The organism is Streptomyces sp. NPDC002004, from assembly GCF_053593975.1.
In genome coordinates, this window is the sequence record NZ_JBSFDP010000055.1 from 9,848 (window position 1) to 27,457 (window position 17,610).

Sequence of the window (17,610 nt, forward strand, 5' to 3'; positions counted from 1 at the left end):
GCAAGCCCCCGGACCCCCGCAACGGTCAGCTTGGCCGGCGCCTACGCGCCGCGCCCTGCCTCACGTAGCCGTACGGCGCCTGCGCGCCCCCGGCCGCCGCTCGCTCGGCCGCGTCACGGGATCGCCGGCCTCCAGGGCGGCATCCCTCCGCTTCGCGCCGAAGTCCGCCAGCGCCTCCGCCAGCTTGTGCACCGACGGCTCCGGGGCCATGACGTCGACCCGCAGCCCGTGCTCCTCGGCCGTCTTGGCCGTGGCCGGGCCGATGCAGGCGATGACCGTCACGTTGTGCGGCTTGCCCGCGATGCCGACGAGATTGCGCACCGTGGAGGACGAGGTGAACAGCACCGCGTCGAAGCCGCCGCCCTTGATGGCCTCACGGGTGTCCGCCGGCGGCGGCGACGCACGCACGGTGCGGTACGCCGTGACGTCGTCGACCTCCCAGCCCAGCTCGATGAGGCCCGCGACCAGCGTCTCGGTCGCGATGTCGGCGCGCGGCAGGAAGACGCGGTCGATCGGGTCGAACACCGGGTCGTACGGCGGCCAGTCCTCGAGGAGGCCCGCCGCGGACTGCTCGCCGCTCGGCACCAGGTCCGGCTTCACGCCGAAGGCGATCAGCGCCTTGGCGGTCTGCTCGCCCACCGCCGCGACCTTGATGCCCGCGAAGGCACGGGCGTCGAGGCCGTACTCCTCGAACTTCTCGCGGACGGCCTTGACCGCGTTGACCGACGTGAAGGCGATCCACTCGTAGCGGCCCGTCACCAGACCCTTGACCGCGCGCTCCATCTGCTGGGGCGTACGCGGCGGCTCGACGGCGATCGTCGGGACCTCGTGCGGCACGGCGCCGTACGAGCGCAGCTGGTCGGAGAGCGACGCCGCCTGCTCCTTCGTACGCGGCACGAGCACCTTCCAGCCGAACAGCGGCTTGGACTCGAACCACGACAGCTGGTCGCGCCGGGCGGCGGCGGAACGCTCACCGACCACGGCTATCACCGGGCGCCCGCCGTCCGGGGACGGCAGCACCTTCGCCTGCTTCAGCGTCTGCGCGATCGTGCCCAGCGTCGCGGACCAGGTGCGCTGGCGCGTCGTCGTACCGGCGATCGTGACCGTCATCGGCGTATCGGGCTTGCGGCCCGCGGCGACCAGCTCACCGGCGGCCGCGGCCACCGTCTCGAGGGTCGCCGAGACGACGACGGTGCAGTCGGAGACGCCCGCCTCGGTCCAGCAGCGCTGCGGGGCGGTGCGCGCGTCGACGAAACGCACGTCCGTCCCCTCGGCGTCGCGCAGCGGCACACCCGCGTAGGCGGGCACGCCCACGGCGGCGGCGATGCCCGGCACCACCTCGAAGGGGACGCCCGCGGTGGCGCACGCGAGCATCTCCTCGGCGGTGTCGGTGTCGAGCCCCGGATCGCCGGTGACAGCACGGACGACCCGCTTGCCGCCCCGTGCAGCCTCCATGACAAGATTGGCCGCGTCCCTCAACGCGGGGGCCCGGACGGCTGTTGACGTGTCGTCAGCATCCGTCTGCCCGGGCGTGCCCGTGTCCCCGTCCAGGGACAGCGCGTTGGTGCCTGCCCTGGCGTGCGCGCGGACCACGTCGAGCACATCGGGCTCGGCGATCAGCACGTCCGCGTTCGCCAGCGCCTCCACGGCGCGCAGCGTCAGCAGGCCCGGATCCCCGGGCCCGGCACCGAGAAAGGTGACGTGCCCGTGCGCGGGAACGGCGGGTTGGTTAGAGGTGGTGGGGCTCAAAGTGCTCGCTCCCCCATCAGACCGGCCGCGCCCTTGGCGAGCATCTCGGCAGCGAGTTCGCGGCCGAGCGCAAGAGCCTGGGTCTCCGTCTCGGGCACGGGACCGGTGGTGGACAGCTGCACCAGCGTCGTGCCGTCGGTCGTGCCGACGACGCCGCGCAGGCGCATCTCCTTGACAATCTGCCCGTCGGCCATGGGGGTTCCCCCTGCTCGAGCGAAGTCGAGAGCTTGGGGGATGTCGGCCAACGCCCCCACGGGGGCGCTGCAACCGGCCTCCAGGGCGGCGAGCAGGGACCGCTCGGCGGTCACGGCGGCCCGCGTGTGCGGGTCGTCGAGCTCGGCGAGCGAAGCGGCGAGTGCAGCGTCTCGGGCGGTCGAACCCGCCCTGCACTCGATCGCCAGGGCCCCCTGGCCGGGGGCGGGCAGGACCGTGTCGACCGACAGGAAGTCGGTCACCTCGTCGATCCGGCCGAGGCGCTTGAGGCCCGCAGCGGCGAGCACGACGGCGTCGAGCTCCCCACTGCGCACATATCCGATGCGGGTGTCGACGTTGCCGCGTATCGCGACCGTCTCGATCCGCATCCCGTGGTTGCGGGCGTACGCGTTCAGCTGGGCCATGCGGCGCGGCGAACCCGTGCCGACCCGTGCGCCGTCCGGCAGCTGGGCGAAGGTCAGGCCGTCACGCGCGATCAGCACGTCCCGCGGGTCCTCGCGCGGCGGCACGGCCGCGAGCAGCAGGTCGTCGGGCTGCGTGGTCGGCAGGTCCTTCAGGGAGTGCACGGCGAAGTCCACCTCGCCGCTCAGCAGCGCGTCGCGCAGCGCCGTGACGAAGACGCCGGTGCCGCCGATCTGCGCCAGGTGCTCGCGGGAGGTGTCGCCGTAGGTCGTGATCTCGACGAGCTCCACGGGCCGGCCGGTCAGTTTCCGGACGGCCTCCGCGACATGCCCGGACTGGGCCATGGCGAGCTTGCTTCGCCTGGTCCCCAGTCTCAGTGCCTTCTCAGTCATGCTCGCCCTCGGTTCTCGGCGGTCTTGGCGTTCTTGACGTCCGCGTCACCCCGGTGGTCGGCCCGCGAGACGGCGGCGACCGCCTCCGGGTCGAGGTCGAAGAGGGTGCGCAGGGCGTCCGCGTATCCGGCGCCGCCGGGCTCGGCGGCCAGCTGCTTGATCCGTACGGTCGGCGCGTGCAGCAGCTTGTCGACGACGCGCCGGACGGTCTGGGTGATCTCGGCGCGCTGCCGGTCGTCCAGCTCGGGCAGCCGTCCGTCGAGGCGGGCGACCTCGCCGGCGACGACGTCGGCGGCCATGGTGCGCAGGGCGACCACGGTCGGCGTGATGTGCGCGGCGCGCTGGGCCGCGCCGAAGGCGGCGACCTCGTCGGAGACGATCCCGCGGACCTGGTCCACGTCGGCGGCCATCGGCGCGTCGGCGGAGGCCTCGGCCAGCGACTCGATGTCGACGAGGCGAACCCCGTCGAGGCGGTGCGCGGCGGCGTCGATGTCCCGGGGCATCGCGAGGTCGAGCAGGGCCAGCGGGCCCGGGCGCCCCACGAGGGCGCCCTCGACGTCCTGGCCCGTGAGGACCAGCCCGGTCGCCCCGGTGCAGGACACGGCGATGTCGGCACGTGTCAGTTCGTCGGCGACCCGGTCCATCGGCACCGCGCGGGCGGCGACACCGGTGCCGCCCGGCTCCGTCAGGATCTGCGCGAGCCGCTCGGCCCGCTCGAGCGTGCGGTTGGCGATGACCACCTCGGCGACCCCGGCCCTGGCCAGCGTCGCGGCGGCCAGCGAGGACATCGACCCGGCACCCACGACGAGGGCGCGCTTGCCCGCCGCCCAGGCCTCGACGGGCGCACCGGCGGCCAGCTGCTCCAGGCCGAAGGTGACCAGGGACTGCCCGGCACGGTCGATGCCGGTCTCGGAGTGCGCGCGCTTGCCGACCCGCAGCGACTGCTGGAACAGGTCGTTCAGCAGCCGGCCCGCGGTGTGCAGGTCCTGCGCGGTGGCGAGGGAGTCCTTGATCTGGCCGAGGATCTGGCCCTCGCCGACGACCATCGAGTCCAGGCCGCAGGCCACCGAGAACAGGTGGTGGACGGCCCGGTCCTCGTAGTGCACGTACAGGTACGGGGTGAGCTCGTCCAGGCCGACGCCGCTGTGCTGGGCGAGCAGCGTGGACAGCTCGGCGACGCCCGCGTGGAACTTGTCCACGTCGGCGTAGAGCTCGATGCGGTTGCAGGTGGCGAGGACGGCGGCCTCGACCGCCGGCTCGGCGGCCAGCGTGTCGTGCAGCAGCTTCGTCTGCGCGTCCATGGCGAGCGAGGCCCGCTCCAGCACGCTGACCGGGGCGCTGCGGTGGCTCAGTCCGACGACGAGGAGACTCATGCCGGCATCACGGCGGGGACGTCCCCGTCGGGTCCCTTCGGGTCCTGGGCCGACTTCGGCGCGGCGGCCGCCGCGCCCGTCTCCTCGGGACCCTCGGTCTCCTCGCCGGCCTTGCGCTGCTCGTGGAAGGCGAGGATCTGCAGCTCGATCGAGAGGTCGACCTTGCGCACGTCGACGCCGTCCGGCACGGACAGCACGGTCGGTGCGAAGTTCAGGATGGAGGTGACGCCCGCGGCGACGAGCCGGTCGCACACCTGCTGAGCGGCGCCCGCCGGGGTCGCGATGACGCCGATGGAGACACCGTTGTCGCTGATGATCTTCTCGAGGTCGTCGGTGTGCTGCACCGGGATGCCCGCGACCGGCTTGCCCTTCATCGCGGGGTCCGCGTCGATCAGCGCGGCGACCCGGAAGCCACGGGAGGCGAATCCCCCGTAGTTGGCGAGGGCGGCGCCGAGGTTACCGATACCGACGATCACGACGGGCCAGTCCTGGGTGAGGCCCAGTTCACGGGAGATCTGGTAGACGAGGTATTCGACGTCGTAGCCGACACCGCGCGTGCCGTACGAACCCAGGTACGAGAAGTCCTTGCGCAGCTTGGCGGAATTGACCCCCGCGGCGGCCGCCAGCTCTTCGGAGGAGACCGTGGGCACCGAGCGCTCCGACAGAGCGGTGAGGGCTCGGAGGTACAGCGGAAGCCTGGCGACGGTGGCCTCGGGAATTCCTCGGCTGCGTGTCGCCGGTCGGTGTGTTCGGCCAGTTGCCACGGTGCTCCTGCGGGTAGAGCGGGGCTGCGGGCGGTCATACGTCCCAGGACCGCCCCGTCGACAGCAGGCTATGTCTTTGTGAACGCGTGCACAAAGATGGTGTCCGATTTGCCCGGCCAACGTGACCGGGGTCACGCACACTGGACGCGCGTTCCGGGAACCGGCACGGAACCGGGTGCGACACCCCTCACACCCGGGCCGGCGCCGCTCCCCCGGACCCGTCCGCCCGACCTCCGGGCGCCCCGCCCGGCGACGCCGCGGCCGCCCCGGGCACCCGCCGTCGGGGTACGCCTGCCGAGCGCCGCGGCACTCCCCGGACCGGCCGGGCCGTCCGGCGGCGCGACGCCACGCCCGGCGAGGACGGCGGATGGCGGGCTTCATGCGGTGAGCGCCCTGCGCAGACGCTCCTCCTTCACCCGCCAGAAGTCGTGCTGCTCCCCGTCCACCAGCACCACCGGGATCTGCTCCCAGTACCTGCGGTACAGCTCCTCGTCCTGCGTGATGTCCTTCTGCTCCCAGGACGCGCCGAGCTCGCCGCAGACCTTCTCGATCACGGCCTGTGCGTCGTCGCACAGATGACAGCCCGGCTTCCTGATCAGCGTGACGACCCGGTCCTCGGGCCGCTTCTTCTCCGTACGGCGAAAAAGGGGACTCATACCGGCCATTCTCACCCGGCGGCGGACCGGCCGGCCGCCCCCGGGACAAGCCGTTTAACGGTCCGGTCGCGGAGAGTTCACAGCCTGGAATCCCCGCGACTCCGGAAGCACCGAACAAACTGGCTATGCTCACCGCATGGCCGCTCCCGGATGGCTCACCCCCCGCAGGCGCTCCGCCACGGCACGCAGCGTGCTGGCCGGCGAGGCCTCGGCGGAGGCAGCACGCAAGTCCTCCCAGGAACTGGCGGAGGCCGCCGCGCCCGACAGAGACGAAGAGGAGCCCCAGTTCCCCGTCGTCGGCGACGAGCAGGCCGCCGCCTTCTTCGACCTCGACAACACCGTCATGCAGGGCGCCGCGCTGTTCCACTTCGGCCGCGGCCTCTACAAGCGGAAGTTCTTCCAGCGGCGCGAGCTCGCCAGGTTCGCCTGGCAGCAGACCTGGTTCCGGCTCGCCGGGGTCGAGGACCCCGACCACATGCAGGACGTCCGCGAATCCGCGCTGTCCATCGTCAAGGGCCACCGGGTCTCCGAACTGATGTCCATCGGCGAGGAGATCTACGACGAGTACATGGCCGAGCGCATCTGGCCGGGCACGCGTGCGCTCGCCCAGGCCCACCTCGACGCGGGCCAGAAGGTGTGGCTCGTCACCGCGGCCCCGGTGGAGATCGCCACGGTGATCGCCCGGCGCCTCGGCCTGACCGGCGCGCTCGGCACGGTCGCCGAGTCCGTCGACGGCGTCTACACCGGCAAGCTCGTCGGCGAACCGCTGCACGGGCCCGCGAAGGCCGAGGCGGTACGCGCGCTCGCCGCCGCCGAAGGCCTGGAGCTGGGGCGCTGCGCCGCCTACAGCGACTCGCACAACGACATTCCGATGCTGTCGCTGGTCGGGCATCCGTACGCGATCAACCCGGACGGCAAACTGCGCAAGCACGCCCGCCGGCTCGACTGGCGGCTGCGCGACTACCGCACGGGCCGCAAGGCCGCGAAGGTCGGCATCCCGGCCGCGGCCGGCGTCGGCGCCGTCGCGGGCGGCACCGCGGCCGCGATCGCACTGCACCGCCGCCGGCGCTGACGCCCGCCGCCCGCCGCCCGCAGCGGCAACAGCTGCGACAGCATCCGGAGAAGCGCCGAACACCGGCGCGGATGCGCCCCGTGACGCACTCTCGAACAATCGTGGGACGGCCGCCCCGGAAAACCCGGGGCGGCCGTTCGCATTCCGTGCTCCTACCCCCAGGGGCTCCCCGCCAGTCCCGTTGACGGCACTCGGCCACAACACGCCCCGCACTCAGACGGAACGCGAACCGATTCGTTCAACAACCGGTCACTGAAAGGCATTTGATCAAGCGCCATTCGGTTACAGAAGCGACGTAATCGATGATTTGAGCAACTGGGTGTAGCGCTGCCTGTACGAAGCGTTATTCTCCTCAGACGCAAACCGGTACCCATTCGTCGCCACGACGGGTGAACGGTCCCGCACTGCACGTGATGGAAGCTCTGCCTCTGGGAGTCCCGTGTACCCACACGTCGGGGTTGACGCCTCGGGCCTGGCTACGCTGCGCGCATCGGTCATCGACCGCCTGCGCGGCTTCGTCCCCACCGCGTACGCCGTCCCCGCCTTCGCCGTCCCTGCACCCCTCGGCCCGGCCTATGCCCTCGCCGAGGGCTTCAAGAAGGCCCCGGCGCGCAGCGCCGTCGTCGAAGGACGACGGCTGGGTGAGGGGCGGGAAGTCGGCAGACGGGGCCGCTCGGGCGCCGCCACCGCGGCCCACGCGCGACGCCCGGCCGCGGACAGCGACAGCGCCCGGATGATGGAGCTGGTGGAGCGCGCCCAGGCCGGCGAGGCCGAGGCCTTCGGCCGCCTCTACGACCAGTACAGCGACACCGTGTACCGGTACATCTACTACCGCGTGGGCGGCAAGGCGACCGCCGAGGACCTGACCAGCGAGACGTTCCTGCGCGCACTGCGCCGCATCGGCACCTTCACCTGGCAGGGCCGCGACTTCGGCGCCTGGCTGGTCACGATCGCGCGCAATCTGGTCGCCGACCACTTCAAGTCGTCCCGCTTCCGCCTGGAGGTCACGACCGGTGAGATGCTCGACGCCAACGAGGTCGAGCGCAGCCCCGAGGACTCCGTCCTGGAGTCCCTGTCCAACGCGGCCCTCCTCGACGCCGTACGCCGCCTCAACCCCCAGCAGCAGGAGTGCGTCACCCTGCGCTTCCTCCAGGGGCTGTCGGTCGCCGAGACCGCACGGGTCATGGGCAAGAACGAGGGCGCGATCAAGACCCTCCAGTACCGCGCCGTGCGCACCCTGGCCCGGCTGCTCCCGGACGACGCACGCTGATTCCGGTACGCGGCGCGCGTACACCCTCGGCGATCCTCAACTCACCCTCCGTGAGCGTCCGTTGGATTCGCTGTCCGATCATCTTTCGTCCGTAACCCAAGTGCCAAGCCGCTCGTTGTGCGGGATGCAGGCTCCCTGTGGTCACACTCCGACAGCCTTCACTCACACGATCGTGTGGCGTCGGCCCGGGTGTGCAACCCTCAGGACCCCCTGGGGAGTCGACCGTCATGACGAGAGGAGGTGCCGCCAGTGATCGCGAACGTATCGGCGCACCGGCGGGCGAACGCCTTCGCCCAGGCCCTGGAGGAGCCATCCGACCGGGACGCGGCGGCCGAGCAGTCCGAGAGGCCGCTCGACGAGGTCGAGCGATCCCGCATGGTGGCCCTGGCGGGCGGCCTCGGCGCACTGCCGAAACCCGCACTGGACCCCGAGGTGAAGGTCGTCCAGCGGGCCCAACTGGTGGCCGCCATGGAGGCCATGCTCCAGGAGAGCACGGCCTCCGGGGAAGCGTCCGGCGCCTCGGTGCCCGGGCAGCGGTCCCGCAAGGGCGCCCACCGGGCGACCACCCTGGGCAAGCTACGGCCGCGTTCCCGCCTGTCCAAGAGCATCGCCGCCGGCGGACTCACCGTCGGCGTGGCCGCCGGCGCCTTCGGCGGAGTGGCCGCGGCCAGCTCCCAGGCCCTGCCCGGCGACTCGCTCTACGGGCTGAAGCGGGGCATGGAGGACCTGAAGCTAGGCATGGCCGACGGTGACTCCGACCGCGGCCAGATCTACCTGGACCAGGCCTCCACCCGGCTGAACGAGGCGCGCAGGCTCATGGAGCGCGGCCGCAGCGGCCACCTCGACCACGAATCCGTGACCGAGGTCCGACGCGCCCTGTCCGGCATGCAGCACGACGCGACCGAAGGCCACCGGCTGCTCCACGCGGCGTACGAGCGCGACGGTTCCCTCGGGCCCATCCAGGCGCTGTCCGCGTTCGCCCAGTCGCACCGCGAGGCCTGGGGCGCCCTGCGCGACCGGCTGCCCGTCCAGCTCGGTGACGTCAGCGCCCAGGTGAGCTCGGTCTTCGACGCCATAGACCAAGAGGTCGCCCCGCTCCGCTCGCTGCTGCCGCAGCCGCCGGCCCAGGGACAGCCCGGCCGGAGCCGGAGCACGGGCCACGTGGGCACCGGCTCGCCCGGTACCGACCGCCCGGCGCCGTCCGCGTCCCGCGGCTCCCCCGACGGCCGCGGAAACAGCGCAGGCAAACCGTCCCCGTCCGACTCCGACGGCGCCAGGGACGGCGGCCTGCTCGGTGGCAGCACCGGCGGACTGCTCGACCCGCCCAAGGACGACCGCACCAGTCCGAGCCCGTCCGGATCCGCATCCGGCTCCGGCAGGACCGGCTCGGTACCCCAGCCGGACGTGACCCTCCCGCCGCTGCTCCCGGGCCTGTTGCCCGGCCTGGGCATCGACGGCGAGGACGCGCCGTAGGGCGGCGCCAGAGCCCGGCGCGACACGGCGTCCACATGCGGATGGGGCGCCCTCCACATCGGAGGGCGCCCCATCGGCGTGCCCGGTCAGAAGAAGACCGACCGGCGCTGCACCAGCAGCTTGTACAGCGTGTGCTGGATCTGTTCCCGCACCTGGTCCGTCAGGTTGAACATCAGCATCGGGTCCTCCGCCGCCTCCGGCGGGTACTCGTCCGTCGCGATCGGCTCGCCGAACTGGATCGTCCACTTCGTCGGCAGCGGTACGGCACCCAGGGGGCCGAGCCAGGGGAACGTGGGCGTGATCGGGAAGTACGGGATACCGAGCAGCCGCGCGAGGGTCTTCGCGTTGCCGATCATGGGGTAGATCTCCTCGGCCCCGACGATCGAACACGGCACGATCGGCGTCCCGGCCCGCAGCGCGGTCGACACGAAACCGCCCCGCCCGAAGCGCTGGAGCTTGTACCGCTCCCCGAAGGGCTTCCCGATGCCCTTGAAGCCCTCTGGCATCACCCCGACCAACTCGCCCCGCTCCAGCAGCCGCTCGGCGTCCTCCGCACAGGCGAGCGTGTGCCCGGCCTTGCGGGCCAGCTCGTTGACCACCGGCAGCATGAAGACCAGATCGGCGGCGAGCAGGCGCAGATGCCGCCCCTGCGGATGGTTGTCGTGCACGGCGACCTGCATCATCAGGCCGTCCAGCGGCAGCGTGCCCGAGTGGTTGGCGACGATCAGCGCCCCGCCGTCGGCGGGGATGTTCTCGATGCCCTTCACCTCGACCCGGAAGTACTTCTCGTACACCGGGCGCAGCAGCGACATCAGGACCTGGTCGGTCAGCTCCTTGTCGTACCCGAAGTCGTCGACCTCGTAGTCCCCGGTCAGCCGGCGCCGCAGGAAGGCCAGACCGCCCGCCACCCGGCGGTCCCAGCTTCCGGCGTCCGGTGCGGTCCGCTCCGACGGTGCCGCGCGTTCCTCGTCGTCCTCCACGGACACATGATCCCGCCGCCCGGGCGCTGTGGGCAGGGTCTTGACCCCGCGCACCGCCTCCGGCTCGCCCTTGCGCCGGCCGTTCGCGGCCGTGGCCCTGCGGCGCGCGGGGCGCTGCACACCGGCACGCGTCCGGTCGTCGTCGAACGGAATGACCTTGGCGTCCGCCATGTTTGATGCGCTCCTTCGGCTGGGGGTGCCCCTGCTCATGGGGGTCTCCCTGCTCACGGGGGAGGAACCGAGAGCTTGGGGGAGCTCTGTGTCTATGGCGCGGGGGTCAAGCACGGGTCTGTCGGGGTCAGATGACGGTGGAGGTCTTCGGGTCACGTCCGCGGCCGCGGACCAGGGCGTCGAGCCGGTCGACGGCCCCGGCGAGCGCCTCCGGCGGGAGCAGCCCGGGACCACGGCTCCGAACGAAGTCCGCGAACGTTTCTGCAGTGGAGTACTTGGGCCGGAACCCCAGTGTCTCGCGCATCTGATGTGTCGCCACGACCCGGCCATGGGTGAGCAGCCGCAGCTGCTCGGGCGAGAAGTCCGTCAGGCCGAGCGTGCGCAGTGTGGAGCCCGCCCAGGTGACCGCGGGCAGCAGCACGGGCACGGTGGGGCGGCCCAGGCGGCGCGAGCACTGTGACAGCAGCAGCACGCCGTCGCCGGCGATGTTGAAGGTGCCGCTGTTGAGCGTCCCGCGATCCGGGTCGTGCGCGGCGACCCGCAGCACGTCGATCACATCGTCCTCGTGCACGAACTGCAGCCGCGGGTCGTAGCCGAACACGGTGGGCAGTACGGGCAGCGAGAAGTACTCCGCGAGCGGCGAGTCCGCGGTCGGGCCGAGGATGTTCGCGAAGCGCAGCACGCATACGGCCACATCGGGGCGACGGCGCGCAAAGCCCCGTACATACCCCTCGACCTCGACCGTGTCCTTGGCGAAGCCGCCGCTGGGCAGCGACTTGGGCGGGGTCGTCTCGGTGAACACAGCGGGGTCGCGGGGTGCCGAACCGTAGACGTTCGTGGAGGACTTCACGACCAGCCGCTTCACCGTCGGCGACTTCTGGATGGCGCCGAGCAGCTGCATCGTGCCGATGACGTTGGTCTCCTTGATGGAGGCCCGGCTGCCACCGCCCAGTGCCGTGCCGGTGACGTCCATGTGGACGACGGTGTCGACGGCGTGCTCGGCGAGCACCTTCGCGATGGTCGGCTGCCTGATGTCGGCGCGCACGAAGTCCGCACCGCCGAGATGGTGCTCGGGCGGGACCGCGTCCACGGCGACCACCCGGTCGACCTGGGGGTCCCGCTGGATGCGCCGGACGAGCCGGCCTCCGAGCTGCCGGGCCACCCCGGTCACGAGCACGACCTTGCCCAAGATCAGCGACCTACCTTCCAGCTGTGCCGGGTTCCCCTCGCTGGCGCCACGTTAGCGGGTGGATGTTGCGCTGTGATGACCGCACGCTGCATGAAGTGACGACAGCCACAAGAACGACGTACAACCGCGTGTACGGGACGGGCCGGGACGTGGCGCGGAACCGACCGGGGGGTGGCGCGGGACGGGCCGGGCGGGGCGTGGGACGGGCCGGGCGGGGCGTGGGACGGGCCGGGCCGGGGCGGCCGTGGCGGGCCGGGCGGGACCGTCTCGCCGTGGCGCGGCGAGTGGCCGATGGACGGGGTGCGGGACGGCCGTGACGGGCGGCCGGAACCGGCCCTACCGCAGCGGGCAGCCGAGGGGCTGGGGCGCGGGGCGAGCCGTGACGGGCCGGTGCGACGTTGTCCGCGGGACGAGCCCGTGAACGCACCGGGGGCACCGTGGTGAGGCCGACCAACCCATGAGGGCCGAGGCGGGGTGCGGGACGGGCCGCGGTGCGCGGGAGGGGCCGCGAAGGCCGGGGCGGTGACGCGAGGGCCAGGGCGGTGACGCGGGACGGACCGCGAGGTGCGCCGCGGGGTGCGGGACGGACCGCGAGGGCCTGCACCACGGTGCGCGCGGCGCGCCATGAGGGCGGTGCGCCGTGGGCCGGGAAGTGGCGCGCCCGCTCTCCGGGAACGGGCTGTGGCCCTCCCGCCGGAAGGCGGGAGGGCCACAGAGCGCGCTGTGCAGCGGTCGCTTACTTCTTGTTGCGACGCTGAACGCGAGTGCGCTTGAGCAGCTTGCGGTGCTTCTTCTTCGCCATCCGCTTGCGCCGCTTCTTGATAACAGAGCCCACGACTACCCTCGCTCACTTCTCTTCACTCGGTGCTGGGCTGCATGGGCCCACACGACCTACGAGGGGCTAGCCTACCCGCCCCGAGCGCCGAGCTTGTAATCGAGTGCACCGATCAGCCCGTCTCCACCCCCACATAGGACTCGCGAAGGTACTCGTGAACCGCTTGCTCCGGGACGCGGAAAGACCTCCCCACCCGGATGGCGGGCAGATGACCGCTGTGCACCAGCCGGTACACGGTCATCTTCGACACTCGCATCACCGAGGCGACTTCCGCCACGGTCAGGAACTGAACCTCGTTCAGAGGCCTCTCGCCAGCAGCCATGACACACCTGAACCTTCCACACATGACGGGCACCGGCTTCCCCTCCGGTGACTCCTCGTCGCTGTGCGCTCACTCCCCAGACTAGGGGCGGGTGATGCGAGTGGGGAAGAGGAGCAGCCATCGGCCGCCTACTGTGACAGACACGCTCGTTTGAGTACATAGCGAGTAAGCGGTCGGTAGTAAGCAGACCGCACAGCGTCATCAAGCGGAACGGCGACGGATACCTGCCCCTCCGCCTCACCGACGAACAGCGCGGGATCGTCCGTGTCCCCCAGGCCGATGGCACGGAAGCCCAGCTGACCTGCCCCGCAGACCCACCCGTGGTCGCCGATGACCAGGTCGGGGAGTGGTCCGCCGACCTCCGCCGCGGCGGCCAGAACGGTCCGAACCGGGAGCGGCGAGTGGGTGTGTGCGCCGGTGGCACTCCCGGCGCCGGGCGACCCCGGTTCTCGCACCAACGCCACTCTCCGTACGTAGTCGATGTTGAGCGTGCGTAGACCGAACCGGGTCGTTATGTCGACACAGCGACCCTGCGCGGGGGTGAGAACAGGACATCCCGCCGCCGACAATGCGTCTGCCAACGCGGCGTAGAAACCGAGCAGTCGATGCGGGTGGCCCGTTCCCAGCAGGACCGGCGCACGGCGCCGTGCCGCGTCCCCGACGTGCTCCGCGAACGCGTCGAGCGCCGCCACCGTCCGCTCCGGATCGATGACGTCGTGCCCGGTGGTGTGCTCCGGATCGGCCGACACCCCGCACTTGTCGGCCATCACCGCGATGACGTCCCGGTGCCCCCAGGTCCACTCGGGATCGAGACCGAGCAGCGCGCGCGGATCCCGCGCCGCGAAGAGCCGGTAGCTGCGCAGACTCTTCTCCCGCGAGGTCGCCACGATCCCGGCCAGCCGAGCGGCCAGCAGATGCGCCCGGAGGCCGCCGACACTGAACACGTGCCGATGCTGCCGCATTGCCGTTCCTGCGCTCACGGGAACGGAGGAGAACCGCACGGTTGGCGTAACCGGCGTCCGGCCCGGGCGGACGCAGGGCCGGCCGCCAGACCACGGCCGCCAGGCGGATGCACGCCGCGACGCCGGGCAGGCCCCGGTGCCGCGCGGACGGACCACATGAGGACGGACAGGCCCCGGTGCCGCGCGAGCGGACCAGGTGAGGACGGGCAGGCCCCGATGCCGACCGGACGGATGCCGGGCCGCCGGCAGGCTCCCGACACCGCGCGGACCGACCACGTCAGGACGGGCAGGCCCCGGTGCCCGGCCCGGACGCTAGGCCAGCAGCCCCCGCAGGGGGAACACCGCATTCCGGGTCGCCCTGATCGCCTGGTCCACCCGGTCCGCGGGGTCGTACCCGGACTCCCAGCCCCGCCACGCCACGGGCCACCGCCCGTCGGTCATCCGCTGCGGGGCCAACTGCCTGGTCCGCGCGAACACTTCCTGCCGCCACTCCTCGGGGATCCGTTCCTCGGGGGCCACCGGCGCTCCCGCGGCGATCCCCACCAGGTGGGTCCAGGACCGCGGCACGACCTCCACCACGGCGTATCCCCCGCCGCCCAGGGCCACCCACCGCCCGTCGGCGTGCTCGTGCGCCAGCTCATGGCAGGCGACCTGCACGGCCCGCTGCGCGTCCAGGGACACCGCAAGATGCGCCAGCGGATCCTCGAAGTGCGTATCGGCACCGTGCTGGGTCACCAGCACCTGGGGCCGGAAGTCGGCCAGCAGCTCCGGCACGACCGCGTGGAACGCCCGCACCCAGCCCGCATCGCCGGTGCCCGCGGGCAGCGCCACGTTCACCGCGGTGCCCTGCGCCGAGTCCGCCCCCGTCTCCTCCGGCCATCCGGTCTGCGGGAACAGCGTCCGCGGATGCTCGTGCAGCGAGATCGTGAGCACCCGGGGGTCCTCCCAGAACGCGGCCTGCACCCCGTCCCCGTGATGCACGTCCACATCCACGTAGGCGACCCGCTCGGCGCCCAGCTCCAGCAGCCGTGCGATCGCCACGGCCGCGTCGTTGTAGACGCAGAACCCGGAGGCCCCGCCCGGCATGGCGTGGTGCAGCCCGCCCGCGAAGTTCACCGCATGCAGCGCGTCCCCGCGCCACACCGCCTCCGCCGCGCCCACGGACTGCCCGGCGATCAGCGCCGACACCTCGTGCATGCCGGCGAAGGCCGGGTCGTCCATCGTCCCCAGGCCGTAGGTCCCGTCCGCCGAGGCGGGATCCGCGGAGACGGCCTTGACCGCCTCCACATAGTCCTCGCGGTGCACGAGCCGCAGCGTCGACTCGCCCGCGCGCTTGGCGGCGACCACCTCGAGCCCACGGTCCAGCCCGAAGGCGGTCACCAGCCGACGGGTCAATGCCAGCCGGACCGGATCCATCGGGTGATCCGGACCGAAGTCATAGCCCGTTACTGCCTCGTCCCACATCAGCTGTGCGCGGCCGCTCATGCCGATCACCGTATCGGGCCGGTTGAGGGGCGAACGACTTGGCGTACAGCAGCGTCACAAGGACCAACACCATCGGAACGAGCATCGCGCCCCGGTAGTTCCACGCATCCCCCAGCGCCCCCACCAGCGGCGATCCGACGAGAAAGCCGACGTAGTTGAAGACGTTCAGCCGCGCGATCGCCGTGTCCGAGGCCCCGGGGAAGAGCCGACCCGCCGCCGCGAACGTCTGCGGCACGATCACGCACAGCCCGAGCCCCAACAGGGTGAATCCGAGCATGCCGACCCATGCGCCCGGCGCCGCCGCCACGACCGCGAACCCGAGCGCGGCCACCACCGTCCCGCAACGCACCACGGCGACGGCTCCGAAGCGGCGCACCCCGAGATCGCCGAGCGATCGCCCGACCAGGGTCGTCACCATGTAGACGTTGTACGGGAGGGTCGCCAGCTGCTCCGAGCTCCCCAGCACGTCCTGAAGGTACTTGGCGCTCCAGTTGGAGACCGTCGAGTCCCCGATGTACGCGAACGTCATCACCAGGCACAGCGGCAGCAGCAGCCCGAGGACGACGGGCCCCGCACCTCCGGCACCTCCACTCTGCGCGCCGGCCGTCTCGCCGGGCCCCTCGGCGCCCGGGGCACCCCCGTCGACGTACCACCGGCTTCCGATGAGCGCCGCGGGCAGCAGCACCCCGACCACCGGCAGATAGGACACGAACAGCGGCAGCTCCCAGTGCGCGCCCGCCCAGGCCAGCGATGCGCCGACGATCCCGCCGAGGCTGTACGCCGCGTGGAAGCCGAGCATGATGCTGCGCCCGTAGGCCCGTTGCAGGCTCACCCCGAGCATGTTCATGGACGCGTCCAGCGCACCGACCGCCAGCCCGAACACCCCGAGCGCCAAGGCGGCCTCGGCCATCCGGTCGCCCGCCCCGACCCCGAGCAGCGCCAGCAGCACCACCGGCTGCGACCAGCGCAGGACCCGGCTCGGCCGGACCCTCTTGACCAGCTGCTCCGTGCACACGCTTCCCGCACCCGCCAGGATCGGCACGGCGGCCAGGAAGACGGGCAGCAGCCCGTCCGATATCCCGTACCTGTCCTGGATCGCGGGGATCCTGGTGACGAGCAGCGCGAACGCGGAGCCCTGTGCGAAGAAGCTGAATGCCAAGGAGGCCCTGCCGCGCCGCAGCACTTCTGTCATGGCGGCACAGCGTAGGGCTCCGGCTTACCCGTGGGTAGATGGAAGTTGAATTTTGCTCAGCTCTGCTGCGGCACTCGAGTCACCGGCGACGAAGCCGAGCAGCAGGCCCACGGCATTGACCAGCAGGATCAGCGTGGCGAGCCCGTTGAGCTTCCCTCCCGCCGCTGCTCCCGCACCACGGTCTGCCCGGCGGGGACGACACTGCCCAGACCGAGCGCCACCGCAGTGCGCGCCCCGAAGCCGGCCTGGGGGGCGGGCTGACCCGGTCACGCCTGTCCGGCGAGAAGCGCGGTCAGCTCCCTCATGTGGTGGAACAGTTCGGTCGCTCCGGCCAGCCGTGAGGCGGGCGTCATCGCCGTGAACCCGTACACGTCCATGCCGGACGCGACGGCTGCCCGGATCCCGAGGGGACTGTCCTCGACCACCGCGCACCGTGCCGGCTCGACGCCCATGCGCTCGGCGGCGTACAGGAAGAGGTCCGGTGCCGGCTTGCCCCGCCCCACGTCCTGCGAACTGAAGATGCGGCTGTCGTCGAACCACCTGTCCAGGCCGGTCGTCCGATGCCCGACGCGAATCCGCTCATGGCTTCCGGAGGAGGCCACGCAGTACGGCGTACGGTCGGCCACGAGCTTCTCCAGGACGCTCACGGCCCCGTCGACAGGCGTCAACTCCTGCTCGAACGCGGCGAAGACGCGTGTGTGGAAGGTGTCGTCGAAGTCGTCGGGCAGGCTGCGACCGCTGCGCTCGAGCACCAGCTCGTGGATACGGTGCATGGCACCGCCCATGTAGTCGCGAAGGGAATCCTCGTACGAGGTGGGGTGTCCCAGTTCGGTGAGATAACGGGCGAGGATACGGTTGGAAATCGGCTCGCTGTCCACGAGCACACCGTCGTTGTCGAAAATGATCAGGTCATAGCCCATGACTCGACACTAATTGCAGACGGACTTCGGCTGGAGAATGGCCCCGTAAACGCAGAAGAGCCCCAACTCCCGGACCGGATCCAGAAGTTGGGGCTCTTCTCAAAATTTGTTCGGCGGCGTCCTACTCTCCCACAGGGTCCCCCCTGCAGTACCATCGGCGCTGTGAGGCTTAGCTTCCGGGTTCGGAATG

The 17,610-nt window shown here is 71.7% G+C and carries 16 protein-coding genes and 1 rRNA gene; 3 read left to right on the forward strand and 14 right to left on the reverse strand.

The window, feature by feature from the left end; all coding sequences use genetic code 11:
- Positions 1-60: 60 nt before the first annotated feature.
- From ACWCP6_RS35450 to ACWCP6_RS35470, 5 genes are all read right to left on the reverse strand, one after another.
- Positions 61-1,749 (reverse strand): uroporphyrinogen-III synthase, encoded by a 1,689-nt coding sequence (locus ACWCP6_RS35450; RefSeq protein WP_450936763.1) that lies wholly within the window; start codon positions 1,747-1,749, stop codon positions 61-63.
- Positions 1,746-2,756, reverse strand: coding sequence for a hydroxymethylbilane synthase (hemC, locus tag ACWCP6_RS35455; protein WP_450936764.1), 1,011 nt, complete (start codon positions 2,754-2,756; stop codon positions 1,746-1,748). The genes ACWCP6_RS35450 and hemC overlap by 4 nt, the downstream gene beginning before the upstream one ends.
- Entirely contained in the window at positions 2,753-4,129 is a 1,377-nt protein-coding gene (locus tag ACWCP6_RS35460; RefSeq protein ID WP_450936765.1) for a glutamyl-tRNA reductase, read from the reverse strand. The genes hemC and ACWCP6_RS35460 overlap by 4 nt, the downstream gene beginning before the upstream one ends.
- A complete protein-coding gene (locus ACWCP6_RS35465; RefSeq protein WP_450936766.1) occupies positions 4,126-4,893 on the reverse strand; it encodes a redox-sensing transcriptional repressor Rex in 768 nt (255 codons plus the stop codon). Before ACWCP6_RS35465 ends, ACWCP6_RS35460 begins: the two co-directional genes overlap by 4 nt.
- A gap of 377 nt (positions 4,894-5,270) precedes the next feature.
- A complete protein-coding gene (locus ACWCP6_RS35470; protein WP_450936767.1) occupies positions 5,271-5,558 on the reverse strand; it encodes a glutaredoxin family protein in 288 nt (95 codons plus the stop codon).
- A 127-nt stretch (positions 5,559-5,685) separates the two neighbouring features.
- Between ACWCP6_RS35470 and ACWCP6_RS35475 the strand changes: the two genes are divergently transcribed.
- The 3 genes from ACWCP6_RS35475 (at position 5,686) to ACWCP6_RS35485 (ending at position 9,364) form a co-directional block, all read left to right on the forward strand.
- The gene (locus tag ACWCP6_RS35475; protein WP_450936768.1) at positions 5,686-6,621 is read left to right on the forward strand and encodes an HAD family hydrolase; all 936 of its coding nucleotides are present in this window, start codon (positions 5,686-5,688) and stop codon (positions 6,619-6,621) included.
- Positions 6,622-7,060: 439 nt separating this feature from the next.
- The gene (locus tag ACWCP6_RS35480) at positions 7,061-7,891 is read left to right on the forward strand and encodes an ECF subfamily RNA polymerase sigma factor, BldN family (protein ID WP_450936769.1); all 831 of its coding nucleotides are present in this window, start codon (positions 7,061-7,063) and stop codon (positions 7,889-7,891) included.
- A 249-nt stretch (positions 7,892-8,140) separates the two neighbouring features.
- The gene (locus ACWCP6_RS35485; protein WP_450936770.1) at positions 8,141-9,364 is read left to right on the forward strand and encodes a DUF5667 domain-containing protein; all 1,224 of its coding nucleotides are present in this window, start codon (positions 8,141-8,143) and stop codon (positions 9,362-9,364) included.
- Positions 9,365-9,450: 86 nt separating this feature from the next.
- Here ACWCP6_RS35485 and ACWCP6_RS35490 read toward each other — a convergent pair whose 3' ends face one another.
- The 9 genes from ACWCP6_RS35490 to rrf form a co-directional block, all read right to left on the reverse strand.
- Positions 9,451-10,515 carry a lysophospholipid acyltransferase family protein gene (locus tag ACWCP6_RS35490; protein ID WP_450936771.1) on the reverse strand — a complete coding sequence of 355 codons (1,065 nt, stop codon included), beginning with the start codon at positions 10,513-10,515 and terminating at the stop codon, positions 9,451-9,453.
- Positions 10,516-10,642: 127 nt separating this feature from the next.
- A complete protein-coding gene (locus tag ACWCP6_RS35495) occupies positions 10,643-11,704 on the reverse strand; it encodes an NAD-dependent epimerase/dehydratase family protein (protein WP_450936772.1) in 1,062 nt (353 codons plus the stop codon).
- 736 nt (positions 11,705-12,440) lie between these two features.
- Positions 12,441-12,539, reverse strand: a complete 99-nt coding sequence (locus ACWCP6_RS35500) for a 30S ribosomal protein bS22 (RefSeq protein ID WP_003948845.1) — start codon at positions 12,537-12,539, stop codon at positions 12,441-12,443.
- A 112-nt stretch (positions 12,540-12,651) separates the two neighbouring features.
- Positions 12,652-12,861 carry a helix-turn-helix domain-containing protein gene (locus ACWCP6_RS35505; protein ID WP_450936773.1) on the reverse strand — a complete coding sequence of 70 codons (210 nt, stop codon included), beginning with the start codon at positions 12,859-12,861 and terminating at the stop codon, positions 12,652-12,654.
- A 128-nt stretch (positions 12,862-12,989) separates the two neighbouring features.
- The gene (locus tag ACWCP6_RS35510; protein WP_450936774.1) at positions 12,990-13,805 is read right to left on the reverse strand and encodes a phosphatase; all 816 of its coding nucleotides are present in this window, start codon (positions 13,803-13,805) and stop codon (positions 12,990-12,992) included.
- Positions 13,806-14,135: 330 nt separating this feature from the next.
- Positions 14,136-15,308: an acetoin utilization protein AcuC gene (locus ACWCP6_RS35515; protein WP_450936775.1), complete on the reverse strand. Its 1,173-nt coding sequence runs from the start codon at positions 15,306-15,308 to the stop codon at positions 14,136-14,138.
- Positions 15,259-16,500 carry an MFS transporter gene (locus tag ACWCP6_RS35520; protein ID WP_450936776.1) on the reverse strand — a complete coding sequence of 414 codons (1,242 nt, stop codon included), beginning with the start codon at positions 16,498-16,500 and terminating at the stop codon, positions 15,259-15,261. Before ACWCP6_RS35520 ends, ACWCP6_RS35515 begins: the two co-directional genes overlap by 50 nt.
- A 266-nt stretch (positions 16,501-16,766) precedes the next feature.
- Positions 16,767-17,420, reverse strand: coding sequence for an HAD family hydrolase (locus tag ACWCP6_RS35525; RefSeq protein ID WP_450936777.1), 654 nt, complete (start codon positions 17,418-17,420; stop codon positions 16,767-16,769).
- 108 nt (positions 17,421-17,528) lie between these two features.
- Positions 17,529-17,610, reverse strand: a 5S ribosomal RNA gene (gene rrf, locus ACWCP6_RS35530); the annotation flags it as partial.